The sequence below is a fragment of the Cupriavidus sp. FW306-01-F10A genome (genome assembly GCF_058782785.1).
Genome location: NZ_JBYSYA010000002.1, coordinates 468,479 through 491,866 on the forward strand (window position 1 = coordinate 468,479; position 23,388 = coordinate 491,866).

At 63.2% G+C, this 23,388-nt stretch carries 21 protein-coding genes; 2 read left to right on the plus strand and 19 right to left on the minus strand.

Going from position 1 to position 23,388, the window contains the following annotated elements; all coding sequences use genetic code 11:
- Complete coding sequence (locus AC3WLF_RS05155; protein WP_492357911.1) at positions 1–822, minus strand: tyrosine-protein phosphatase; 822 nt, start codon at positions 820–822, stop codon at positions 1–3.
- Positions 823–872: 50 nt separating this feature from the next.
- A complete protein-coding gene (locus AC3WLF_RS05160; protein ID WP_010811526.1) occupies positions 873–1,118 on the minus strand; it encodes a hypothetical protein in 246 nt (81 codons plus the stop codon).
- A gap of 433 nt (positions 1,119–1,551) precedes the next feature.
- On the opposite strand from AC3WLF_RS05160, the gene AC3WLF_RS05165 reads away from it, so the two are divergent.
- Both AC3WLF_RS05165 and AC3WLF_RS05170 read left to right on the plus strand, forming a co-directional pair.
- Positions 1,552–3,075 (plus strand): DASS family sodium-coupled anion symporter, encoded by a 1,524-nt coding sequence (locus AC3WLF_RS05165; RefSeq protein WP_492352263.1) that lies wholly within the window; start codon positions 1,552–1,554, stop codon positions 3,073–3,075.
- Positions 3,076–3,256: 181 nt separating this feature from the next.
- On the plus strand, positions 3,257–3,952 hold the full coding sequence (locus AC3WLF_RS05170) for a transglycosylase domain-containing protein (RefSeq protein WP_316153245.1): 696 nt from the start codon (positions 3,257–3,259) through the stop codon (positions 3,950–3,952).
- A gap of 46 nt (positions 3,953–3,998) precedes the next feature.
- Here AC3WLF_RS05170 and AC3WLF_RS05175 read toward each other — a convergent pair whose 3' ends face one another.
- The 17 genes from AC3WLF_RS05175 to tssB all read right to left on the minus strand — a co-directional run bounded on the left by AC3WLF_RS05175 (position 3,999) and on the right by tssB (position 23,377).
- On the minus strand, positions 3,999–4,718 hold the full coding sequence (locus tag AC3WLF_RS05175; protein WP_492352262.1) for a TagF domain-containing protein: 720 nt from the start codon (positions 4,716–4,718) through the stop codon (positions 3,999–4,001).
- Positions 4,715–8,539, minus strand: coding sequence for a type VI secretion system membrane subunit TssM (gene tssM / locus AC3WLF_RS05180; RefSeq protein WP_492352261.1), 3,825 nt, complete (start codon positions 8,537–8,539; stop codon positions 4,715–4,717). Before tssM ends, AC3WLF_RS05175 begins: the two co-directional genes overlap by 4 nt.
- Positions 8,540–8,558: 19 nt before the next feature.
- Positions 8,559–9,797 (minus strand): type VI secretion system protein TssL, long form, encoded by a 1,239-nt coding sequence (gene tssL, locus AC3WLF_RS05185; RefSeq protein ID WP_492356818.1) that lies wholly within the window; start codon positions 9,795–9,797, stop codon positions 8,559–8,561.
- Between the two features lie 56 nt (positions 9,798–9,853).
- The gene (gene tssK, locus AC3WLF_RS05190) at positions 9,854–11,197 is read right to left on the minus strand and encodes a type VI secretion system baseplate subunit TssK (protein WP_492317567.1); all 1,344 of its coding nucleotides are present in this window, start codon (positions 11,195–11,197) and stop codon (positions 9,854–9,856) included.
- 4 nt (positions 11,198–11,201) lie between these two features.
- A complete protein-coding gene (tssJ, locus tag AC3WLF_RS05195; protein ID WP_492317568.1) occupies positions 11,202–11,759 on the minus strand; it encodes a type VI secretion system lipoprotein TssJ in 558 nt (185 codons plus the stop codon).
- Entirely contained in the window at positions 11,746–12,084 is a 339-nt protein-coding gene (locus AC3WLF_RS05200) for a PAAR domain-containing protein (protein WP_492317569.1), read from the minus strand. The genes tssJ and AC3WLF_RS05200 overlap by 14 nt, the downstream gene beginning before the upstream one ends.
- Positions 12,084–12,554, minus strand: a complete 471-nt coding sequence (gene yiaA, locus AC3WLF_RS05205) for an inner membrane protein YiaA (RefSeq protein WP_492317570.1) — start codon at positions 12,552–12,554, stop codon at positions 12,084–12,086. The genes AC3WLF_RS05200 and yiaA overlap by 1 nt, the downstream gene beginning before the upstream one ends.
- A 67-nt stretch (positions 12,555–12,621) precedes the next feature.
- Complete coding sequence (locus tag AC3WLF_RS05210; protein ID WP_492357912.1) at positions 12,622–14,589, minus strand: T6SS phospholipase effector Tle1-like catalytic domain-containing protein; 1,968 nt, start codon at positions 14,587–14,589, stop codon at positions 12,622–12,624.
- The gene (locus tag AC3WLF_RS05215) at positions 14,576–15,025 is read right to left on the minus strand and encodes a hypothetical protein (protein WP_492357913.1); all 450 of its coding nucleotides are present in this window, start codon (positions 15,023–15,025) and stop codon (positions 14,576–14,578) included. The genes AC3WLF_RS05210 and AC3WLF_RS05215 overlap by 14 nt, the downstream gene beginning before the upstream one ends.
- On the minus strand, positions 15,022–15,756 hold the full coding sequence (locus AC3WLF_RS05220) for a DUF3304 domain-containing protein (protein ID WP_492340239.1): 735 nt from the start codon (positions 15,754–15,756) through the stop codon (positions 15,022–15,024). Before AC3WLF_RS05220 ends, AC3WLF_RS05215 begins: the two co-directional genes overlap by 4 nt.
- Positions 15,753–16,385 (minus strand): DUF3304 domain-containing protein, encoded by a 633-nt coding sequence (locus AC3WLF_RS05225; RefSeq protein WP_492340238.1) that lies wholly within the window; start codon positions 16,383–16,385, stop codon positions 15,753–15,755. Before AC3WLF_RS05225 ends, AC3WLF_RS05220 begins: the two co-directional genes overlap by 4 nt.
- 22 nt (positions 16,386–16,407) lie before the next feature.
- Positions 16,408–17,037: a DUF3304 domain-containing protein gene (locus tag AC3WLF_RS05230; protein ID WP_492357914.1), complete on the minus strand. Its 630-nt coding sequence runs from the start codon at positions 17,035–17,037 to the stop codon at positions 16,408–16,410.
- A 181-nt stretch (positions 17,038–17,218) separates the two neighbouring features.
- Positions 17,219–18,076: a DUF4123 domain-containing protein gene (locus AC3WLF_RS05235; protein ID WP_492352258.1), complete on the minus strand. Its 858-nt coding sequence runs from the start codon at positions 18,074–18,076 to the stop codon at positions 17,219–17,221.
- A gap of 17 nt (positions 18,077–18,093) precedes the next feature.
- Positions 18,094–20,556: a type VI secretion system Vgr family protein gene (locus tag AC3WLF_RS05240; protein WP_492317574.1), complete on the minus strand. Its 2,463-nt coding sequence runs from the start codon at positions 20,554–20,556 to the stop codon at positions 18,094–18,096.
- Between the two features lie 130 nt (positions 20,557–20,686).
- Positions 20,687–21,172 (minus strand): Hcp family type VI secretion system effector, encoded by a 486-nt coding sequence (locus tag AC3WLF_RS05245; RefSeq protein ID WP_492317575.1) that lies wholly within the window; start codon positions 21,170–21,172, stop codon positions 20,687–20,689.
- A gap of 128 nt (positions 21,173–21,300) precedes the next feature.
- Complete coding sequence (tssC, locus tag AC3WLF_RS05250) at positions 21,301–22,794, minus strand: type VI secretion system contractile sheath large subunit (RefSeq protein WP_492357915.1); 1,494 nt, start codon at positions 22,792–22,794, stop codon at positions 21,301–21,303.
- Positions 22,795–22,843: 49 nt separating this feature from the next.
- Positions 22,844–23,377: a type VI secretion system contractile sheath small subunit gene (tssB, locus tag AC3WLF_RS05255; protein ID WP_492356822.1), complete on the minus strand. Its 534-nt coding sequence runs from the start codon at positions 23,375–23,377 to the stop codon at positions 22,844–22,846.
- Between the last annotated feature and the right edge of the window lie 11 nt (positions 23,378–23,388).

The window sequence follows — 23,388 nt, forward strand, 5'->3', positions numbered from 1 at the left end:
TCAGCCTGCCAGGTAGTGCCCGCGCAGCTGCGCGACGTCCACTTCGAGCGCGTCGCGCAGGTAGTTGTCGACGCTGCCCCAGCCCGCGTCGATGGCCTGCATCGACGCATCGAGATAGCTGGCGCGGACTTCCAGCAGCGGCGTCATCACTGCGGGGGCCACGCCAAGCCCGGCCATGCGCGCCAGCGCAGACTGGTTGAACTGCGCATTGCGCTGGTTCGACTCCAGGTAGTTGGCCAGGATATCGTCCTGCGCCACGCCCAGCGCCGCCAGCAACAACAGTGCGGCAAAGCCGGTGCGATCCTTGCCGGCGGTGCAGTGGAACAGCAGCGTCTTGCCGCCCTGCGCGGTGCGCATGAAGCCGGCGAAGGCGTCGCGGTAGCGCACCGGGAAGTCGCCATAGACCTCCAGCATGAAGGCATCCATCTGTGCCGGCGTGCTGGCGCGCAGGCGCGGCATCAGCACGTCCATCGCCATGCTGCCCTCCAGCACCGGCGCCGCCACCCAGTGGAAGCGCTGGCCGAAGGCGGCCTCTTCAGGCGACTTCTCGCCGGGCGAACGGAAATCCACCACCATGTCGAGCCCGAGCGCCTGCAGCCGCTCCAGGTCCGCCGCGCTGGCCAGCGCGGGGTTGCCGCTGCGGTACAGGCGCCCCTGGCGCACGCGGCGTCCGCCCGCGCCGGCCAGGCCGCCCAGGTCGCGCGCATTGCTGATGGTGTCGAATGCCAGGTCATGCCGGCCCTGCACGCTGGCCGCGGCCGCAGCCTGCGGCACGACAGCATGGGCGGACAGGCATCCTGCGCGTTGAAGCCACTTGATCATTGTTCTTTCCCGATTGTCCTTGCGATGCGGGCCGATGCCGTGCCGGCGCTTCAGCGCGCGCGGTACGCCGGCACATGCCAGCGCAGGTGGCAGCCGGCGATATAGCGCCGGTCCAGCCGCGCCACCAGCTTCCACACCGTCAGCGCACTGGCATCGATATCGACCCACGCCCACGGGTGCTTCGGGTCGCCCGCTTCCACCAGTTCCACCGAACGGATCTTCGCATACCGCGCCAGCGCCTCGCGCAGTGCCGCCGCGTCCAGGCCTGCTTTCAGTCCACGTACTAAAACCTTCATGGTCGGCTCCAATTATTTCAGATCACTCCCGCTCATGCATCACCCGGCCGGGGCCCTGGTGGCGCGCTTGCGCACACACACCGCCGCCAGCCTTATGTGGCGAGCTTCTCACTGGTATGACGCCTGCGGCGACTCGGGTATCCATTGATCATGCGTGGACTTGATCCTGCTCATGGCGGGCGGAAATAGCTTGGGATCGCCCTCGACAGGGCCGGCTGCCGGTCGGAAAATTCCTATCATGTCGAACGCGGCGGCCACGCCAGCAGCGAGGCCGCTCCGGGCACACCGCACACGGATGCCGTCTCGCGACCGACACCTGCCTGTCCTGCCGGCCGCGCTGTCCCAGCGCCGGCGCGCCGCACTGTCCGCCGAGAGCCGTCCGAGCCAGGTGCACCCGGGTACCGACCAGGACCACCAACCAAGGATGCCGGCGATGACAGATACTTCCGCCTCCCCCCCTTCCGCCCCTTCCGCCGCGGCTGCCCAGGCTGTCGTGCCGGCGCCGAAACTCACGCTGCACTGGGGCCTGTTCGCCGCCGTTGCCGCGTTGCTGGCGGTCCTGGCGATTCCGCAGCCCGAAGGCCTGACCGTCGCCGGCCAGCGCATGCTGGCGATCCTCGCCTTCGCCATCGTGGTGTGGATCACCGAGGCGGTGTCATATGAGACCAGCGCCATCATGATCACCTCGCTGATGGCGGGGCTGATCGGCTTTGCGCCGACCGTCAACGACCCCTCGGTGCAGTACGGCACCTCGAAAGCGCTCGGCATGGCGCTGGCCGGGTTCTCCAACACTGCGCTGGCACTGGTCGCCGCGGCGCTGTTCATCTCCGCGGCGATGACCGTGACCGGGCTGGACCGGCGCATCGCGCTGGTGACGCTGTCTGCCATTGGCACCAGCACGCGCCGCATCCTGATCGGCACGATCGCCGTCACCATCGCGCTGAGCCTGGTGGTGCCCAGCGCCACCGCGCGCAGTGCGTGCGTGGTGCCGATCATGATGGGCGTGATTGCAGCGTTCGGCGTCGACAAGAAGTCCAATATCGCCGCCGGCATCATGATCACGGTGGCGCAGGCCACCAGCATCTGGAACGTCGGCATCCAGACTGCCGCGGCGCAGAACCTGCTGACGGTGGGCTTCATGGACAAGCTGCTGGGCGAGCGCATCACCTGGCTGCAATGGCTGATCGCGGGCGCGCCATGGGCCATCGCAATGTCGGTGGTGCTGTATTTCCTGGTGCGCTTGCTGCTGCCCGCCGAAACCGACGCCATCCCCGGCGGCAAGGAAGCCGTGCAGCGCGAGCTGTCGGCCCTCGGCCCCATGAGCGCGCCGCAGAAGCGGCTGGCCGCGGTATCGCTGGGCCTGCTGCTGTTCTGGGCCACCGAAGGCAAGCTGCACAGCTTCGACACCGCCACCGTGACCTTCGTCGGCCTGGTGATCCTGATGATGCCGCGCATCGGCGTGATGGACTGGAAGACCATGCAGCAACGCACGCCGTGGGGCACGCTGATCGTGTTCGGCGTCGGCATCAGCCTGGGCACGGCGCTGCTGTCCACCAACGCCGGCCAGTGGCTGGGGCAGTTCGTGGTCACGCACTCCGGGCTGGCGGCGCACGGCGCGCTGCTGGTGTTTGCGATCCTGTCGGCCTTCCTGATCCTGATCCATCTCGGCTTTGCCAGCGCCACCGCGCTGACCGCGGCACTGCTGCCAATCCTGATCGCGGTGCTGCAGACACTGCCCGGCGACATCAACCGCGTGGGCATGACCATGCTGCTGGGCTTTACCGTCAGCTTCGGCTTTATCCTGCCGATCAACGCGCCGCAGAACATGGTGTGCCTGGGCACGGAAACCTTCAACGGCCGCCAGTTCGCGCGCATCGGCATCCCCGTGACGATCATCGGCTACGCCATGATGCTGCTGTTCGCAGCCACCTACTGGCGCTGGCTGGGCTGGGTCTGAGGAGGCACCATCCAGCCGGACAACCCGCTGCGGACCTGGGCCTGGACTGGCAGAGCGCCGAAGTCGAGGCTTTGATCCGGCCATCTAGCGCACTCGCTCAACGTGGCCGTGCCCACGGCCTGAAGACGCCGCCTGCGGCGGGACTCGCACCCTGCCGCACACGGCTGGCACAATACGTGCCATGAAAAGCCTCTGGTCCGCCTTCATCAAGCTGCTGGTGCTCGCCGTGATCGGCGGCGCGCTGCTGGCCGCCATCGCCATCCTGGCCGCCAACCGTCAGCTGCCGTCGCTCGACGCCCTCACCGCCTTCCGCCACACGCCCGACTACGTGCCCATCGGCAAGATCCCGCGCGAGCTGACCGACGCCGTGGTGGCGATCGAGGATGAGCGCTTCTACGTGCATGACGGCATCGACTACATCGGCGTCGTCCGTGCCGGCGTTGCCAACCTGTCGGACGAGCTGTCGCAGGGGGCATCGACCATCACCATGCAGGTGGCACGCAATTTCTACCTGTCGCGGGACAAGACCTATACCCGCAAGCTGTACGAGGTGCTGCTGTCATACCGGATCGAAAAGGCACTGACGAAGGACGAGATCCTGGAGCTGTACATGAACAAGATCTACCTGGGCCAGGGGGCGTATGGCTTTGCCGATGCGGCGCGGACTTACTTTGGCAAGCGGCTGGATCAGTTGACGCTGGCTGAGTGTGCGATGCTTGCCGGGCTGCCCAAGGCGCCGTCGGCTAATAATCCGGTGGCGAATCCGAGGCGGGCGCGGCAGCGGCAGGTTTATATCCTGCAGCGGATGCTGGAGCTTGGACGGATCTCGCGAGGAGAGTATGACGGGGCATTGCTGGAGCCGTTGAGGCTGAGGTAAGCCGTCGGTGATGGCGCTGGCAGAAGATTCCCCCCTGGAGGAAGGATCAGAGTCCGGCCGCGATCCGGCGAATGGAAGCAACGCCGTCAATTTCGATAGCGCAGTGCGCAGCGGACTGCCAAACGCTGCCAAGGCTGCCATCGCGCAACAGGCCCGGGGGCCAGTCGTCTCGCGTTGACTTTGGCCCGATAACGCCGTCGCTTGACGCGCCAGGCCGGGATGCATCGGCCAGCCGCCTGAGCGAAAGCTGGATACGATCCCGCCAACCAGGCCGGTGGCGGGCCCAGAGGTCATCTACCGCGGCAGCCAGGCCGGTTCGGCCCGCCATGCGCGTGTGGTCGTGCACGATTTGCACCAAATCGGTAAGCCACTGCGCGGGCGCGGCAAGGATATGACCGGCCCATTGCGCGCTCGCGGCCTGCCAGACCACCAGCGGATAGCGGCGCCCAACCCGGTCATGCGATGCAGCGAGGACACCGAGCAGGTAGCTGCTCTCGCTGGGAAACTGCAGGCCGCGCGGCCGGAGGATGAAGAGGCATGGTTCAGACGGGCGCAAGCGGGACTGAACCGAGAGACTGGGCGGGGTCAGGTGCAGCCAATGCCGGACGCTGCCGCCCGCGGAATGCGACGCCGCCCTCGCCGGGAATTCGTCGTCCCGATGATCGAACCAGCTCCGCCACGCCTGCACCTGGTCCAGCGACGCATTGTGGCGGACAAAGTCTCCCAGCGCTGGCAGCTTGCCGAAAATCGACGGCGCCGTGATCACCCGGACCTCCCGGGACACTGGAAGCCCTGCAGCAGCCCGGTGGTCCAGGGGTTGGCGAGGCTGCCGGTATTGATATCGAGCTTCGCCTTGCGGCCGTCGAAGTCATATTCGGCCATGAAGTGGCTGGCGCTAGCGGAGCCGGCGAGCCTGCCCTTGGCAATCACCCGCATCAGGGCCCACGGGCCGTTGGCGGCCAGCGTCGAGGTATCCGGACGAATCCGGGGGCTGGCAGTGATCTCAGCCCCTTGCCCGCCCCGCGGTCCCGGCCAGGTCACCTTGAGCGGGATGACCGGACCGTGCACGTAACGCTGGCTCTGTCCGTCGAAGTCCATGTTCAGCTCGACGATTTCGGGATCGAGTTCCACCACCTTCAGGTCCACCTTCCAGGCCATCTTCTTCGCTCCCGGATCCCGGAAGAACACTTCCCGGATTTCCCTGGCGCGCTGGAACGGCACCAGACTCGGGCCAGCCACGGGCGGCACGTCGGGGGCGGTCAACTTGTAGCGCCAAGGCGAGATGGTGGTATCCACGTGCGGCGCCAACACCTTCTGGAAAAAGTCGTCCAGCACTCCGCCCGCGGCGAAGACGCGCGCAAAGTCTTCCGGGTCCACGTCCTGCATCGACGTCGGCGTGAACGGATACTTGCCGTCGATGGCGCCGCGGCAGCTCTCGCCGATGACGGCGTCCATCTGCGCAATCAGGATATCGCCCACGCCCTTGTTGACGTCCCTGGCGCCCTGCACGACCAGGTCGGCCAGCACCGCCTGGAAGGGTGCCGGCAACTTCGCCGCCTCCATGCGCAACTGCTCGCCTGCGTCCGCGGGCGGCGGCAGGTTCCGGGTGCTCAGCGCGTTATTGGCCACTACCAGACTGGTGTAGTAAGCATTGACGATGCCGGCAATCGCATCCAGCTGCGGCTTGCCGGCGGTGTCCCGCGCGCCTGGCGCCGCCGCGTCGGCCTGGCCGGTAACCACTTCGCGCAGCGCGGCGAAGCGGTTATCGACCAGCTCGCGTTCCTGACGGGCCTCGGCACGCATGCTCAGAGCACTGGTTTTGTCGGCCTTCTTGTCCAGCGCTGACAACGCCTTCTCCGCAAGGGACTTTTCCTCGGGCTCGAGCGGGCGGCTGAGCGTCGTTTCTTGCACCGCTGCCCTGCCCAGCCGGGCAAGCGGTGAATCCGGCGCGGCAAAGTTGCGCAGGATCTCCAGGTCAAAGGCCAGGTTGCTTCCCGTCACGGTCCGGATGTCACCCAGAAACTTCTCCCAGTTCCGGGCATATTCGCTCAGGTAAAGGCGCCGGATCTCGCGCGTGAGCGGATCATTGCCCGTGAGCCGGCCGACGGCATTGTCAGCCGTTTTTTTTTGAGCGCCAGGCCCTGTTCCACGCCCCATCACCCAAATGTCGACCGCCTGCGCCCTGGCGACAAACTCCGGCAAGCGGACATTGAACAGGTCGTGGTAGCCGGCATAGGTAAAAAGCCCCGGAATACCGCGCTCCAGCGGCTCACCGCTGGCCCGGGTAAAGACCGTGCCGGCCTGGGGACCGACCGCGCGCACCAGCGTGAAATCCTGCGGTGCCTCTTCCATCATGGCCGCCTTGGCGCGGTCATACAGGCGTTCGACCGAGGTATCGCTGTCCAGGAAATCGCGCGCCGAGCGGATCAGTGCCTCGTTCTTTGCGTAGGGCGACAAGACCGGCCGGCTGCCATCGAGCAGGCTGTCCAGATGCTCCAGCACCGCCACGCGGCCACCAAAGGCATCCGCCCCGTTGCCCGTCGCCCAGTCGCTGCGCACCCAGCTACGCACGTCGGATGCGTTGAACTTGTCCTTGTCATGCAGCATCAGGTAGACCCGCAGGGTGTCGTAGGCCTGCTTGGCGTCGCGCTGACTGACCGCCGTTGACAGCACCGCTTCGACCCGGCGCACCAGGTACGGCACCAGCAGGTTGTCCTGCAACCTGGTATGGGTCAAGGTCGCGGCGCCCAGCACCGGCGCCACGCTGTACAGGCCGTAGCGCCAGTCGGCAGAAGGATTGACCAGATCCAGGCCGGCGTAGGCAGGCAGGTCGCGGGCCGCTCCCAACACCTCCGGCATCGAATCAGGCTGCGGCTTCTTGTAAAACGCCGTTACCGTGGCGGCCAGCGCCTTGGCTTTCTCCTGCACCACGTCAAGGTAGCTGCGGTTATGGCCGAAACTGGCATATAACGCCCCCACCAGCCACAGGAAGATCACCAACGCCAGCGCATGCCCGAGCAGGCGCAGCAGGCGGAAGCGGAATTCCCAGCGCAGGTTTGGCTTCACCATGTGGGCTTCCGGCACGATGATGCGTTTGAAGACATCCTGCAGGAAGTAGCTGCGGTTGCCGGCGGGCTGATCCGTGGCTGCGCCGGCAGCCTGGGTACCGGACTGTCCCGTGCCGCGCACCTGCCTGATGACAGTACCCGCATCCGCGACCACCGCCTCCCCGGTTTGCGCGGCGCTGGTGAAGTACACGCCGCGCAGCATTGCGTTCCGCTCGGTATCGTCGTACCGCGAATCCAGGAATATCTGCTCCAGCATCGCGACAAGCGGTTCTGTCACGCTCGCAAGCTCATCGCTCAGGGCGTACAGCGCCTTGCGCCGGCTCAGGTCAAATTCCTCATACAGCCGTCCGTCCAGCCCCGTCTCCAACCGCGTCACCAGAGACCGCATCTCCTCCCGGCACAGTGCGGAGACATCCACAGCGGGCTGTCCCCGCCGCCGCTTCGCCGCGACGGGCAAGGTGAAGCCCCAGGGCTGCGACCGCCCCTCGCTGGTCAGGTACTGGAAGTAGTCGGCAAAACCGGCGAGCTGGTCGAGCTTGGTCACCAGCACGTAGATGGGAAACTGGATACCCAACTCCTCGCGCAGTTCGGCCAGGCGTGCCCGGATCCTGGACGCTTCGGCCACCCGCGCCTCCTTGGAGTGCCGAAGCAGGTCCTCCACGCTGATGGTCACCAGCGCGCCGTTGATCGGGGCGCGGGGGCGATATTTGCGCAGCAGGCCGAGGAATCCCTTCCATTCTGCCGGGTCGATCGCCGAACCCGCTTCCTGCGCGGTGTAGCGGCCTGCCGTGTCGATCAGCACCGCCTCATTGGTGAACCACCAATCCGTCTGCTCGGTGCCATGCCGCGCGCGGGCCGCCAGGCTCATCTGCTCCGCGATGGGGAATTGCAGCCCGGCATTCAGCAACGCTGTCGTCTTGCCGGCCCCCGGCACGCCGAACATCATGTACCAGGGCAGTTCGTAGAGATAGCGGCGGCCCTCGAACAGGCGAGCAATCCGGCTACCGGTGCGCATGCTCCTGAGCTGCCCCAGCGCAGTCTGAATAGCCGCATTCAGCTTGGCGATTTCATCCCTGGCCACGACTTCCTGCCGCTTGCCGCCAAAGTTCAGCAGGCTCTCGACCAAGGTCTTGTCCGTGCGTGCGCGCTGCCAAAGCAGGTACAACAGGTACGCGGCAAATACAAACACAATCGCCGCGATCAGCAGAATACGCATCGAATCAGGCTTCAGCGGATGCGTGGCACCAATGGCCAGCAACGGGCCGGCATGCCAGATCAGCAGGCACAGCGCGGCGACTCCGATGGTGGAGACCGGCCAGCCAAGCAACCAGAACAGTGTCAGCGCCAGCAGCAGCACGATCAGCGTGACGCGCGCGCCGATGCCCGCCAGCGGATGCATGCCGTTGAAACCGAGAAGCGGCCCGATAAACCAGATGGCAGCCGCGACCATAAGCCCGGCAATGAGAGCGAGCGTCTGCCGGGAGAACAACACCGCACCAATACGTTTGAGGAATTCCATGCCTTGACCTTGACCCCGATTACTGCGTTACCACGATCTCGACCCGGCGATTCCTTGCCCGGGCGGCTGGCGACTTGTTGTCGGTAAGCGGCTCGGAATCGCCCTTACCAATCGCTTCAAGGCGACTCTTTGCGACGCCCTTGCTGGCCAGGTACTCGGTCACTGTCGCAGCGCGCTCTTCCGACAGCACCTGGTTTGACGGGTACCTGGCCGTTTTGATGGGAACGTTGTCGCTGTGACCGATCACCGTCACCTTGCCGGTGACCTTGTTGATCTCCGCAGCCACCTTGTCCAGCAACGGCAGGATCCTGTCGCTGACTTCGGCGCGGCCGCCGCCAAACATGTCATCACCGCGGAACGTTACGGCACTGCGCGCCGCATCCTCCTGTACGCTGACAACGCCACGCGCGATCTCGTCCTTGAGCAACGCTGCAAGGCGCAGTAACTTAGGCGGCTCCGGTGGTGCTGCCTTGCCGATGGCAAGTATCTGCTGCTCGAGATCGTGGGTGCGGAACAAGAGCTGGTACTTGTACCAGGCGAACAGGCCAAACACCGCCAGTGCCAGCACCGACACCGTGACCCATACCGGCACCGTGCGTAGCAGGCTGAGCCGCCCGGCGTCGGCGCCCCGCCAGTGCGGCGACAAGTCGCGCGGCACGCTTTCGCGTGCTCCGCTGATCAAGTGCAGGAGGCGTTGCCGGATCGCGTCGAGTTGACGATGGCCGTCAGTGTGGCCGGCATATCGGCCGAGGAAGCCGAGTGACAGGACGTGGTAGATCACTTCGATCACGTCGATGTGTTCGGCGGGCCGTTCAACGAGCCGGCCAAGCAAGTGGAACACGCGCTCGCCGCCATCGTTCTCGCCATGCAACTGGATCAGGAGACTGTTATTTGCCCAGGTATGCTGCCCCCATGGCGTGCCGTTCGCTGCTTCGTCCAGCGCCGTACAGAGAGCGTAGCGCGCGGCCAGGATATGCTCGCGACGAATATTGGCGCGTTCGCAGACGGCTTGAAAATCCCTCGCTTCCTGCACCAGCACTTCCTTCAACCGTTCGCCCTGTGCCGGTTGAAAGTCCATGGGCATATCGGCCAGGGCCCGCAGCAACGGGCGCGCAGCCGCCAGCAGCGGGTTGGTGGCGTGGCCGATTTCAGCTACCCGTTGCTCGACCGGCTTGCGCATGATCGGCCGGACTTCCGCCTCTTCCGTACGCGCGGGCTGCGATGTTCCACTTGGCGGCACGCTGGAGAACGCCTCCATCCATGGACTCGGAGCACCGCTGGACGCAACAGCCTCTGTATCGCGTGTATCGGGCTTCACTGCCGTACTCCCCACAATTCCATGCGCAACTCAGGGAAACTGCCTGCCACATGGAGAGCCAACCCACCGTAGCGCTCGACCTGCTCCCAGAGCGGGTGTTGCTGGGACAGTTCAAAGTAGACGAAGCCGGCGTTGAACGGAATCTGCCGTGGCGGCACCGGCAATGCCTGCAGGGGAATGCCGGGGAGGTGGGACCGGATCAGATCCGGCAGTCGCTCGGACGGCCCTACCTTGGTCTGCGCAGGAAACTGCTGCTGCAGGAGATCGGCAGGAACCTGGGCAGTGACCGCCAATACAAGGGTGGCGAAGCGGCCAAGTTCAATCGGATCAAGCACCGCCAGGCGCACGCCGTGCGCTTGCTCTTTGATCTCGATCCGTTGCGCGGCCCGCTCCAGGACTACATTGAGCAGAAGGCGGAGATCGTCCACCAACGGCTTCAGGCACAGATGCGGGGCGTCGTGCCGATAGGCGGCATGCTCCGCAGGTCGGCGGGTCTGCGTGCGCACGAATGTCGACAACTCACCCGACAGCGCAGCCAGATGCAGGTAGATCACCTCCGGTGAAGCAGCCTTAGCGGCCAACAGGTGGGTCAGGATCGGCTCGTATCGGTTCAGCAATTGGAGAATGAGGTATTCCGACACCTCGGCCGCGTCGCCGCCTCGCATGCTGGCAGCCGACAGGCGCTCGGCCATCGCGTCGGCCCTCAGGTGCAAGAGGCCGTGGATCTCGTTAAGCCACGTGTGAAGCAATGCGCTGGCCGTGTACACATTGACCGGCGGAATCACTGCCGAATCCAGCCGAGCGCTCCCATCTGCCCGAATCTCTGCCACTTTGGTCAGCGGCAGGCCAAGCCAGGACTCGGAAAGCTCCTTCTCCGGCAACAGCCGAAGACGCAAATCCGCCAGCTGCACCAGCTTCGGCCCTTGCGCGATCGAATTGGCGTCCAGCAACTCCTGCTCGAAAGTCCGGTACCGTGCCAGCGAATCCGCGGCATCCTCGAAGTTCGTCTCTTCCGCATTGGGCGTCCGAATCGGGACCGCCAGATAGATGGTCTGATTCAGATGTTCGTGCTGGAGCGCGAGTGGCGCGGGCAGCGCGGCATGCGCCGGGGCATCAAAAGGCGTGCCGTCCTGAAAGATGCCAGCTGCGCTCGACACGACCAGTTTGCCAAGCGACAGTGCCTCGGCATCAATCGCAAGATGATGAAAGCCCCAGAAAAACGGACTGAGCGCCGCGCTGCGCTTATGCGCGTAGTGCTCAAGATAGCGTTCCTGCTGCTGAAAAAGTTGCGGGCGCAGAAACAGCCCTTCGCTCCAGACGACCTTGTTGTACCAGCTCATGGCTTCAATCACGTTTGGAAATGGTAATGGACTGCTGGTCCAACGAGACTTGCAGCTTGATCTTGCGTGCGGGGATGGCCGCGCGATACCACGCGGCCTCAGGGGCGGGGGGCAACTTGTAGACCGCTCTCCATGTCGCCTTGCCAAGCTCCCTGTACCCGACCAGGAACCCCAATGCCTGCGTGTCCGGATTGAGCTTGCGCTCGATGTCACGAGATTCGCCGGGGCGGAGAATGAACTCGTCGCGCACCAGCAGATCCTGCGTCAGCAGCGTCTTGTCAGCCTTTTCGAGCGTGAAGTAGTCGGCATTCTCGAAGGCGTTTTCCGTCTTGAGTTCGTACACACGAACCAGGACCGGCGACGCCCGCCCCTTGTCATCGGGGTTGACGGTGTCTTTGGCCAGCATGGCCAGATCAAGCCTCATCTGCTCGTTCCTGGCAGGTGCCGTGGAGCATCCGACGAGTACCACCCCTGTCAGCCAGAGGATCCCGGCCAGGCGGCACAGAGCCCTGCGCCGCCGGCATCCCGGATCTGCCGTCCGGCGCTGCTCAAACGCGTTCACCGTCCGTCCCATTGAGTTTGGAGATCAAGCTACAGCCGTTGCTGGTCAACATGCCATGCACGACCTGAGGTCGGCCATTTGACAATGTGGAACCGCGCACGCCGCCCACGATCACGCACGCCTTGTCACAGCGCATGCGCGCCCCCTGGAAGGTATAAGCGCGACCGCCGTCAGCAGTGTCCTGCGGCGATCCCTCTTCCACTGTCGCGCCACAGGTCGCTGTATCGCCCTGGCAGATATAGCCGAGTATTTCCATGGATTCTTCTGAAGATGGTGTTGCCAGCCCTGCCGCATGGACGCGACCGTTGATATCGTCCTCAGCCATCAGGCATCGGTCTGCTTGCTTGCGCCATCCTCCTGGAGACGGAACAACTCCGGCTCGATGATGGTCGGCCTGGCCGCCTGGATGTCGCGCGTGTTCTTCTGCACCGCAATGGCGCCGAACAGTGCCAGTGCGAACGACATGCCATAGAAGCCCTTCTCACTCAGGGCCAGCGTTGCATTGAACAAGCCGACACAAAGCAACAGCACCGCCAGAATGACCGAGAGCCAACTCAAACCGTAGTAGATGCCCGTCACGGGAACGCCCTCGAGTCTGTCGCGCACGCTCTTCTGGACCGAAACAGCGGCGAACAGGCCGTAGACCAGCACGGTGAAGTAGTAGCCGCGCTCATTCAGTTGCATATCGGCATTGAACAGGCCGATCAGGAATGCCAGAAAGCCAGCAAGCAGCGCCGACCAGGATGCTGCGACAAAGGCGAAGGAGGGTTGTTGTGAGTTGTGGTGCATGGTCATGGATAGATAGGCTGGTGAGTGAATAGGATCGGGAAAGCACGATGCATTTGCCGTCGCCTGGGCCTGGCTACAGGCGTGGAACTGGGAAGCTGGTCGGCAAGACTTTCTCGAGAACGCGTCTTCCTTCTGCCGCCGCGCCGTCCAGGATCGCGTCGACGCCCTTTGCTGCAGCATCGCCCACGGCATCAAGCGTTGCATCGCGAGTAGCCCTGACCTTCTTCTCGACGGCATTGGCCGCGTCGCGCATGGCGTCAAGCGTGCCTGGCATCTTGATGCCGAGGTGACGCACCCGGGTATCGTTGCCAACGAAAAACGTCCGCGCCCAGCCGTAGCCGCCTGGTGCGTACTCATGGAAATTCGGGACCCGGAACCACGCCCGGCTGTCGTGGATGTAGTCGTCGAACAGCTTGATCGCCGCCTTCTCCTGAATGGCGAACTGGTCCACAGCGGCTGCAGACGTCCACTTGCGCAGGTAGTCCCCCATTTCCGGGGCATGCTCCAGCACCACGTCGTCCTCGGGTGCATAAGCCGCGATTGCTGCGTACATCACGCGGACGTCCGACTTCACAAGAGCGACCAGGCTGGAGTCCGAGGCCGGACGATTCTGGCGCAAGACACACAGGTGTGGGCCAGAGTTCGTCATGGCTCCGGCCGTACTAGTGAGAATTGGACCCGCAATGCCGAATGGGAGTCCCTTCGCGACCTGACCAAGCGTCGCTGGCCGAGAAATCGTCTTGATGCTGGCCTGCCATTTGTCACGTTGATCCGGATGCAGCGATGCCAGCAGAAGACGAAAGTCCTCCGCGCCTTCCAGCAAATCAGTCTGGTCATTGGTGACGATCTCGTCCGCGCCTTCGCCCGGCCGGGCGTCCTCCGGCTTCTTGCCCGCAACCTGCGCATAGAGCACCTCTTCCCGGCGCTGAATCTCCAGTCGCTTGGAAACCAACTTCGCTTGTACAGCCCGCATCTGCGCCGAACCGGCGAGCATGGCTTTGATGTCTCCACGATAGCCAGCACTCTCCACCTCAGAGGCGATCTCTCCGCTTTCGCGCATCAGATCCTGCTGTTCGCGTCGAAGGCGTTGCAATACATCGTCCTGCTTCGCCACCTTCTTGTGCTCCTTCTCGACCTGATTCGGGGTGAGCTTGTCTTGCCGGCAGGCGGCAAAGAAGGGTTGATTGGCAAGATAGCTCCCGGTCCCGATTCGCGCGCGCAAGGTCCGCCACATCAGGTTCTGCCGCATGCCGAACTCCATGGCGTCTTCCACGGTTCTGATGGGGATGACCTTGTCGAGCCAGGCGTTGAATGCCTTGGCAACTTGCGGCGTTATCTGGAAATCCCTGGTAAGTTGGACGGACTCCTTGATCTTGTCATGCAGCATAAGGGGAACGCCGGCCTTCAGCGCCTCGATATACATGTCGTGCAGCGGGATCCGACTCAGCTTGTCGGAATCCCCCAGGCGCGCCTTGCCCTGCTCCCCCGCAACATAGCCGCCGCCTACGTCAGAATGCACGCCAGGATAGGCGACTTCAAGCAGCCTGGCTGCGTTCTGCGGGTAGCTATTGCCCATGCGCACGGTGTCCAGCGGGAAGCTCATGCGCTGTTCGTGGATGGAGAAGAAATGCACGCAACGCTTGACCGCGGCCGGGATGTTCAGATTCCCGCTCATGGCCCATGCGAAGTGTCCATCGAACTTGTCGGACTTGATCACACTATTGACGGAATCGGGCGGCCCGACCGAGGCCACGGTATCGAACAGACCGACGAAGTTCACCTCATAGGGAATGCTGCCGACGATCTTTTCATCCGGTGCCCATTCCTTCATGAGTTTGTTCACGAAGACGCGGGCCTCGGCGGCGCCACGCGAGAAGCCGAAGACGTTGATCCACGCCCTCTTGACGACGCGGTTGCGCTGGCCATCGTCCTTGCGGTTCTGCTGTGCAGCGCTCAGCATGCTCTCTCGCCGCATCAAATCCGGCGAAGCTCTCCCGACGTCGAGCGCTTCACAAATTCGGCGTGCTTCAGGATCGCTCATCAGCACCGCTTCCTTGGTTCCCAGAATCGATTCGTATATTGCAATCATCACCCGCGTGTACGCCCAGGCACAGCGTTTGGAAAAGCCTACTGCAAAGGACTTTCCCGATGTGCCATGTTTCCTCCCCCAGTTCGGGAAACGGCGTGCCAACGCCAGCAATGTAGTACTTGAAGACATCCTGCTCGTGTCGGTCTATCGCAGCGGTGAACAACCGCGCGACGTTTGTATGCGATTGGCTTTTCGCATCGCGCCAAGGATTCTTGACGTCATCGTTATTGTTAGTGCCATCGAAGAAGAGGCTGATATGCAGCGTCCTCTCGCAGCTGCACTGTGGATCGGCTACCTTGCCGCAACCCAGGCTATAGGCCTCAGCACTGTCGGGCAGGCGACCAGTCTCCGTCTCCGGCGTCCTCTTCGGCCAGCGCAGTACGTTCATCTCACTCTCCCCGCAGGGCAATCGGTTGGCAGCGTCGGAAATTTGCAACGGCGCTCCGCGGCCTCACGATTAGCCTCTTTATCCACCACGCCCTGTACAACATAAGGGTCATCATCTGAAGGGTGAGTCTCGACACTGTTGTGCCCGTTCGCATTCCCGTCCCGGACCATTACTTTCACCCGATCATTTGGCAAGAAGATTGCCCACATGCCTGACGTCTCTCTTGCATACTGAGGAATCCTGGCTTCTGCCATGTAGTGAATCCCCGGCGTCTTGCCGTCCGGAACCTTCTCCACCTCCCAGCGGATTGTTACCTTCATGTCTGGCTTCCATACTTCCGGAATGCCGATACAGCACGTCTCTGCCCCTCCCCCGGCAGGGCCGTCGCCTTCTGCGCGCCAGATGTTGGGACCGCCTCCGCTCATGCCGTTGTCGCCGGTGATGCCGAAGCCCACGATATAGTGGGGCGTGTAGTTCAGTCCGCGCACACCGCCTGGGTTCACCACGTTCTGGTCGGCAAGCACCGAAGCATCACGAGCTTCTGCGGGAACTGCAGTACGCTCCGTACACGCCGGCAGTGCCGCCATCACAGCCAGCATGACCAGGGCCATCAGCGCACGACTTGTCGTCCGGAACCTCATCGCGACGTGCCTACTGTCAATGAGCCACCCTCGCTTCTCAGCCAGTCCATCGGACTTCGGCATCTTCTTTGGCCAACGTAGTATGCTCATTTCGCTCTCCTTTCGGGACAGTCTGTCGGCAACACCGGATACTTGCAGAGACGCTCCGCCGCCTCGCGATTGGCCTCTTCATCCACCTTGCCCTGCACTACGTATGGATCGCCGTCGTCAGGTCGGATGTTTAGGCTGTTGTAGCCACTGGCGTTTCCATCATTCACGATCACCTTGACTCGATCGTTAGGCAAAAATATCGCCCACATACCTCCTGTCTCCCTTGAGTACTGAGGAATCTCGCCGAACGCCTTGTAATGCACGGTCTCGGCCTTTCCGTCCATCACCTTGTCGACCTCCCACCGGATCGTGATCTTCATTCCGGGCTGCCACACCTCCGGTATGCCGATGCAGCACGTTTCCTTCCCGCCGCCTGCCGGCCGCTCATCGGCTGCGGGCATGATGTTCGGCCCTCCCCCGCTCATCCCGTTCTCTCCGCTGATCCCAAAGCCCGCAATGTAGTAAGGCGTGTAATTCAGCCCACTTACGCCCCCTGGATTCACCACGTTCTGATCGGCAAGCACCGAGGCAGCGCGAGCTTCGGCGGGGGCTGCAGTACGCTCCGTACACGCCGGCAATGCTGCCACCACAGCCAGCATGACCAGGGCCACCAGCGCACGACTTGTCATCCGGAACCTCATCGCGATGTCCCTACTGTCGATGAACCACCCTCGCTCTCAGCCAGTCCATCGGACTTCGGCATCTTCTTTGGCCAACGTAGTACGCACATTTCGCTCTCCCTGCAGGGCAATCTGTCGGTAGCACGGGATACTTGCAGCGGCGCTCTGCAGCCTCGCGGTTCGCCGGTTCGTCCACCACCCCCTGAGCGACGTACGGATCATCGTCGCCGGGCCGCACGTTGAGGCTGTTGTGGCCGCTGGCATTCCCATCATTCACCATCACCTTGACTCGATCATTTGGCAAGAAAATCGCCCACATGCCGCCAGTGTCTCTTGAGTACTGCGGAACCTTCGCAACTGCCATGTAGTGAATCCCTGGCGTCTTGCCATCCGGAACCTTCTCCACCTCCCAGCGGATCGTTATCTTCATGTCTGGCTTCCATACTTCCGGAATGCCGATACAGCACGTCTCCGCCCCTCCCCCGGCAGGGCCGTCACCTTCTGCGCGCCAGATGTTGGGGCCGCCCCCGCTCATGCCGTTCTCACCGGCGATGCCGAAGCCCACGATATAGTGAGGCGTGTAGTTCAGCCCGCTTACGCCGCCTGGGTTCACTACGTTCTGATCGGCGAGGGCCGGCACATCGCGAGCTTCGGCGGGCACTGCAGTACGCTCCTTGCACGCCTGCAGTGAAGCCGCAAGGGCCAGTACTAGCAAGGCCACCAGCGCACGGCATATCTCCCGGGTCCTCATCGCGACGCATCTCCTCTCAATGAACCACCCTCGCGTCCTAGCCAGTCCCCGGGCTTCGGACATCTCTGCCAGCCAACGCTGTACGCACATTTCACTCACCGTTGTGTCCGGCACCACGCTGGCGCTTATGCAGCAACTCCGTCCATACGTGATCCGGCAATGCGTCAACGCTTTCAATGAACGAACCGCCTTCGCGCCATCTCGCTTCCAGCGCCGTCCGCACCTCCGGGTGCTCGTCGAAATCGAACCCATACCGATAGCTGTACTCGCAATACCGCAGCCGACACATCGTCTCCGTGAGCCCCCAGGCTGCAACGCGCCGATATCGATGCAGCAAGTCTTCAAAGCGCTCCGCATATAGCCCTGCGCCGGCGACTACGCCGCCTTGAATCAGGCTGAACAGCACCTGATCCGGCTCGCAGTGAGCAATCAGGTAATCCTGTTGCCGCTGATCCAGGCTGATGGCCACCGGGGCGTCCTGCACTGCGGTGTACTCAGCGCCACCGTTTATGCCGTTCCACTTCCGCGAGTGCCCGCGGTACTTCCATTGATACATAGGCCGCGTCAACTTCTCGGCAAGCTCCGGACCAAAAACGTTCAGGAAGGCAGCGAGATTGCGCGGATCGAAGTAGCGCACCAGCGCAGACATCTTGTCGCCCAGGTCGGCAATCAGAAACTGCTGCAGATGCATCGCCATGGCGTCGATGCCGGCATCGCTCAGGATCAATGAGATGCACGGCATCTGCTGATCCAGTCGATCCAGCTCTGTCATCCACGCCGGCTGGCCCTCGCCGACGCGCGCCAGGAACAGCGACGCGCTCTCCGCCCGCTCTTCCGGCATTCCGGCATACACGTTCCGGCACTCCGGAGCCTGCGCCACCAGAGAGGCAACGTTAGCGGGAAACTGCGCGCCATCGGCGAGCACATACAGAGGCATCGATTCAGTCATGGCAGCCATCCCGGACATCAACGCAGAACCAGTGCGGCATTGCTCTTGGCAGCCTTGAGCAGGCATTCAATACAAAGCGACTTTGTCTCGAATTCCACCGGCATGCTGCGCGGACCCGATTTGGATTTGCTTGCGGCATGGATGGTGTGGCCGCCGGGCGTGTACTCATTGATATTGCCGTTAAGCACGATCGCACTGCCGCCACCGGAGAGCCGCAGTTCCTTTTCGGCGCTGATTTCGATCCGCTCGCCTGTCAAGGTGATCTTCAGCTTTGCGAGCAAGTTGACCGAGTTCCTGAGGGCGTGGATGTCGATGTCATCGGAAGCAGCTACCAGCCTGATCCCTGCTTCATGAACAAACACCCGCCACGCCTTGCGGACATTGGCGAACAGGCCGCCCCCGGCGGTCAGGGAGATATGTTGTCCGGCGGTCACGGCAGCGTGTCCGCCGCTGCGCGTATGGCTTGATCCCGGCGTGGCCTGGATGATTCCCGCTGGGCTGGCGAGAACCAGGTGCGGCGAGGTCAGCTCCTTGAGGCGGCCTTCTCCCAGCATCGCGTCCACTTGCTTGGCAAGGATCTTGGACACGGCCGCAGGCTCCCCATCATGGGCTTCGACTGTCCTGCCGGCGTCGATCAGTTGATCGGCCTCTCTGGCGCTCTCCCGCAGGCCGTCAACCACCGCTCCCATGCTAAGCGCATAGTCGTCGCCAGACTCGCGCGGATAAGTGCTGACCAGCATGCCGAGGCTGGCGCGCAAGGCACCCCAGGCGTCCGTACGAAGCTCAAATCCCTCGCCACGTTTGTCCGTGCGACCGGCATTGCCGGGGATATCGACGATATGGCCGAGCGCCAGCTCCGACGCCTGGTAGTCCGAGCCGATTTGTGCCTGCGGTTGCCCCGGCGTATCGTCCGCGATCACCTTGTTCGCGCGGCCACCACCCTTGCCACTCCCGTCTGCGAATTCGCGGCTCCGAAAGCCCGACAACGACTGCTGGTGGGGCAATAACCACGGCGGCAGATTGAGCTGGTTCGGCGCCCGCCCGACAATCACCGGACAGTCCGGATCGCCGTTGATGAACGCCACAATGACCTCCTGCCTGATCCGCGGAATGTGCATCGCGCCGAACTGGTCGCCCGACCAGCCATTGACCACCCGAATCCATGGCGACGAGTTCTCGTCGTACTTCCCGTAGCGGTCCCATTCGAATTGAATGATCACGTTGCCGTGGTCGTTGCACCAGATCTCCTGGTTCTTCGGGCCGGTCACCACCGCTCGCTGCACGCCAGCCACGCGTGGTTTGCCGACCGTGCGCGGGGGGCGAAAGACTTCATCAGTGGGGTGCGCTTCAAACGAAACGCGGCACGAAAACTGTTGCCCGCTGCCGGATTCGCCGCCGACATCCTCCAGGTCCAGCGTCGCACCGGTCACCAGAAACTCGCGGTTCATCGCCGGGTTGCTGTGATTGCTCACCAGGTAGGTGCAGCCCGCCGCCACCCCGCGCAGCGCACCCGCGCCACGTGCGCGCCGGCCGCGTGAGCGGCGTTCCTCCATGCGAATCCTCGCCCGCATCTCGCCCACCGCCGGATCGACATAGTCGCCCGGGTGCTCGTAGCGCTCGAAATCGGCGAAGCTGGTATCGCGCGGCTGGCTGTTGTCGGTGGTCAGATTCGCGCGCGGCTTGCGCGGATCGTAGTCGTTCAGCGTCACCTTGCCCGTGCGCAGCCGGTTGACCGGATCGAAGCGGACCAGATGTTCCTGGTCGATCTTGAAGCCACGCGGATAGATGGGCAGCGTGTGATAGGCCTCGCTGGGGAACTGGCGATATGCTCCCGATTCGGCGGCCAGGATCAGCCGATGGTGTCCGCCGTCATGCTCGAAGAAGTAGGTAATGCCATACTCCTCGGTCAGCCGCTGGATGAAATGCGCATCGGTCTCTCCATGCTGCACCTCCCAGGCGAGCTTCGGATAGACCGATGTATCGAGGCGCTTCTCCACCGAGAACGGGTAGTCCGCAAGCACCTCGTCAAGAATCTCAATCACCGTCTTCTTCTGGAAAGGCTTGAAGTCGGACGTCTGCGTCGCCAGCCACAGCCAGGGGCGCAGCGTGAACCGGTACAAGCGATTCTCCGCAACGCCGCCGACATGTTCGATATCGGAGATGACACCGGTGATCTCGCGATGCCCAGCCCCTACCCCACCCAGCAGGCCGGTGCCCATGCCATCGAGCTCGATGGTGACGGTCATCTCGCGGCCGATCATCGCATCGGGATCGGCCTCCGCAAGATACTGTTCCGCGGCAGGCGAGACCGCACGCAGGTCTACCTTGTAGGTGAAGAGTTCGCTCAATCCCTCATGACCTGAGAGCCTCACGAACTCCAGCTGGGGCTGCCCCAACAGGTCGGGAATCGCCGCGCTGGAGACGCTGACGGTGCGATTCCGCCCAACGGCCAGGTTTTTCAGATTGTTTAGCGCACTCATAAGGTCATCTCTTTAACGGCTGCTCAGAGTCGGGCCGTTGTCATCCGCATGGATTCCGCACTCGGTCAGTGCCAGACTCCTTGGCCTCGCCAGCTTCAACACTGGTAGCCGGCGAGGCCAGCCATGACAATCAGGCTTCCTTGTTGCCCTTGATGTCGTAACCCGCGGTCACGGCGCCACCGCTGCCGCCCTGGGCGTTCTGCACCACGTACTCCTGCTTCACCTTGGAAAACGACAGCGCCACCTTCTCGCGCATGCGTACTTCGTCATCCACCGAACCCTTGGGGCTCACCCTGGTGACGATCACGTCGGTCATGGTGAGCTTCAGGTATTCGAGCGGATTGCCGCCGGCCTTGCGCACCACCAGCACGGCTTCGTTGATGTGCTTGCCGGTCAGGCAGTACTTCATCAGGTTGGGCGATGCGCGATCGATGAAATGCTCGAAGGACAGGTCCGACACGGTCGCCTTGCCGGCGCCGCCGCCACTGCCCGCGTGCATGGTGGACTGCTGCTCGATGCTCCAGTCCCAGGCCAGTACTTCGACTTCGTTCTTGTGCGACGAATCCTGCGACTCGCCGTCGATGCCGTTGATCTTCAGGAAAATGTCCTGTGCCATTGCAAAACTCCTTGACGTTAAGACAGGTACTGCAGACAAGAGCCACAACCAGGGCCGCGCCCCAATCAGGTCAGGGGCGCGATACCTCGGCGTGGAACTACCGGTACGTTTCAATGCCTGAGCGACGCTCAGGCGGCGTCCTTGACCGACGGCAGGCGCGCCACCAGCCGCAGCGAGACGGTCAGGCCCTCGAGCTGGAAGTGCGGACGCAGGAAGAACTTGGCGCTGTAGTAGCCGGGGTTGCCTTCCAGTTCCTCGACGACCACCTCGGCTGCCGCCAGCGGTCGGCGCGCCTTGGTCTCCTGCGACGAGTTGGCCGGGTCGGCATCGACGTAGTTCATGATCCATTCGTTGAGCCAGCGCTGCATGTCCTCGCGCTCCTTGAAGGCGCCGATCTTGTCGCGCACGATGCACTTCAGGTAATGGGCAAAGCGCGAGCAGGCGAACAGGTACGGCAGGCGTGCCGAGAGGTTGGCGTTGGCGGTCGCATCAGCGTCGTAGTACTCGGCTGGCTTCTGCATCGACTGGGCACCGATGAAAGCTGCATAGTCGGTGTTCTTGCGGTGCACCAGCGAGATGAAGCCGTTCTTCGACAGTTCCGCTTCACGGCGGTCCGAGATGGCGATCTCGGTCGGGCACTTCATGTCGATGCCACCATCGTCGGTCGGGAAGGTGTGGCACGGCAGGTTCTCGACCACGCCGCCGCTTTCGACGCCTCGGATCAGCGTGCACCAGCCATAGAGCTTGAACGAGCGGTTGATGTTGACCGCCATGGCGTAGGCGGCATTGCTCCACACGTACTTGCGGTGATCGGCACCGTCGGTGTCTTCCTCGAAGTCAAACTCATCGACCGGATTGGTCTTGATGCCGTAGGGAAGGCGCGACAGGAAACGCGGCATGGCGAGGCCGACATAGCGGGCATCTTCCGAGTTGCGCAGGCTGTTCCACGGCGCGTATTCCAGGTTCTGGAATATCTTGGACAGATCGCGCGGATTGGCGAGTTCCTGCCACGAATCCATCTGCAGCACAGACGGCGAGGCGCCGGCAATGAACGGGGCGTGAGCCGCTGCCGAGATCTTGGCGAGCGAGCCAAGGAGTTCGACGTCTGGCGGCGTGTGGTCGAAGTAGTAGTCGGCCACCAGGCAGCCGTAGGGCTCGCCACCAAGCTGGCCGTACTCTTCCTCATAGATGCGCTTGAAGAACGGGCTTTGGTCCCAGCCGATGCCCTTGTAGCGGCGCAGGGTCCGGCGCAGGTCTTCCTTGGACACATCCATCACGCGGATGCGCAGCTTGTCGTCGGTTTCGGTGTTTGAGACCAGGTGGTGCAGGCCGCGCCAGGCGGACTCCAGCTTCTGGAAGTCCTCATGATGCAGGATCAGGTTGATCTGCTCGGAGAGCTTCTTGTCGATGGCGCCGATGATGGCTTCGATGCTCTTGTAGGCATCATCGCTCATGGTGAACGAGCTGGCGAGCGCCTGCTCGGCCAGCGTCTTGACGGCGAGATCGACGGCCTCGCGGGCCTGGTCGGTCTTGGGCGAAAATTCGCGGCTGATCAGCGCGGCGAAGTCGGAATGGTCAGCGCTCGCGAGCGCTTGCTGTTGTGCTTGTTGGGCGGAGGCCATGGATTCCTTGCTTGATGAGGTGGTTCAGGTAGGCAAGTAGCCGATCCATTCAGGACTGCGGCGACTGAAGTTCGTCGTCGCCGGCCCTGGGCTTGGGCGCCTTGGCAAGCGACTGCAGCAGCGCGGGATCCTGCAGCAACTGGTTGATCAGCGATTCGGCGCCCGACTTGCCATCCATGTAGGTCTGCAGGTTGGCGAGCTGGGTGCGGGCTTCGAGCAATTGCCTGAGCGCATCGACCTTGCCGGCTACCGCCGCGGGCGAGAAATCCTCGATGCTCTCGAATGTCATGTCGACCATGAGCTGGCCGTCACCGGACAGCGTATTGGGCACGGCAAACGCCACGCGCGGCTTCATGGCCTTCATGCGCTCGTCGAAGTTGTCGATATCGATCTCAAGAAACTTGCGATCGGCGACCGCCGGCAGCGGCTCGGCCGGCTTGCCCGACAGGTCGGCCAGCACGCCCATCACGAAGGGCAGCTCGATGCGCTTCTCCGAGCCATAAACTTCGACGTCGTACTCGATCTGCACGCGCGGCGCGCGGTTGCGCGCGATGAATTTCTGCGAACTGTTCACAACAGACATGGATTTCCCCT

Bases quoted from the DNA above. Each gene is read 5' to 3' on its own strand.
- AC3WLF_RS05155 (WP_492357911.1), bottom strand. From the start codon at position 822: ATGATCAAGTGGCTTCAACGCGCAGGATGCCTGTCCGCCCATGCTGTC.
- AC3WLF_RS05245 (WP_492317575.1), bottom strand. From the start codon at position 21,172: ATGGCACAGGACATTTTCCTGAAGATCAACGGCATCGACGGCGAGTCG.
- AC3WLF_RS05160 (WP_010811526.1), bottom strand. From the start codon at position 1,118: ATGAAGGTTTTAGTACGTGGACTGAAAGCAGGCCTGGACGCGGCGGCA.
- tssK (WP_492317567.1), bottom strand. From the start codon at position 11,197: ATGAGCTGGTACAACAAGGTCGTCTGGAGCGAAGGGCTGTTTCTGCGC.
- tssM (WP_492352261.1), bottom strand. From the start codon at position 8,539: ATGGAATTCCTCAAACGTATTGGTGCGGTGTTGTTCTCCCGGCAGACG.
- tssB (WP_492356822.1), bottom strand. From the start codon at position 23,377: ATGTCTGTTGTGAACAGTTCGCAGAAATTCATCGCGCGCAACCGCGCG.
- AC3WLF_RS05200 (WP_492317569.1), bottom strand. From the start codon at position 12,084: ATGGCTGAGGACGATATCAACGGTCGCGTCCATGCGGCAGGGCTGGCA.
- AC3WLF_RS05240 (WP_492317574.1), bottom strand. From the start codon at position 20,556: ATGAGTGCGCTAAACAATCTGAAAAACCTGGCCGTTGGGCGGAATCGC.
- AC3WLF_RS05165 (WP_492352263.1), top strand. From the start codon at position 1,552: ATGACAGATACTTCCGCCTCCCCCCCTTCCGCCCCTTCCGCCGCGGCT.
- tssL (WP_492356818.1), bottom strand. From the start codon at position 9,797: ATGGAGGCGTTCTCCAGCGTGCCGCCAAGTGGAACATCGCAGCCCGCG.
- AC3WLF_RS05220 (WP_492340239.1), bottom strand. From the start codon at position 15,756: ATGAGCATACTACGTTGGCCAAAGAAGATGCCGAAGTCCGATGGACTG.
- AC3WLF_RS05235 (WP_492352258.1), bottom strand. From the start codon at position 18,076: ATGACTGAATCGATGCCTCTGTATGTGCTCGCCGATGGCGCGCAGTTT.
- AC3WLF_RS05170 (WP_316153245.1), top strand. From the start codon at position 3,257: ATGAAAAGCCTCTGGTCCGCCTTCATCAAGCTGCTGGTGCTCGCCGTG.
- AC3WLF_RS05225 (WP_492340238.1), bottom strand. From the start codon at position 16,385: ATGACAAGTCGTGCGCTGGTGGCCCTGGTCATGCTGGCTGTGGTGGCA.
- AC3WLF_RS05215 (WP_492357913.1), bottom strand. From the start codon at position 15,025: ATGAACGTACTGCGCTGGCCGAAGAGGACGCCGGAGACGGAGACTGGT.
- yiaA (WP_492317570.1), bottom strand. From the start codon at position 12,554: ATGACCATGCACCACAACTCACAACAACCCTCCTTCGCCTTTGTCGCA.
- AC3WLF_RS05210 (WP_492357912.1), bottom strand. From the start codon at position 14,589: ATGAGCGATCCTGAAGCACGCCGAATTTGTGAAGCGCTCGACGTCGGG.
- tssC (WP_492357915.1), bottom strand. From the start codon at position 22,794: ATGGCCTCCGCCCAACAAGCACAACAGCAAGCGCTCGCGAGCGCTGAC.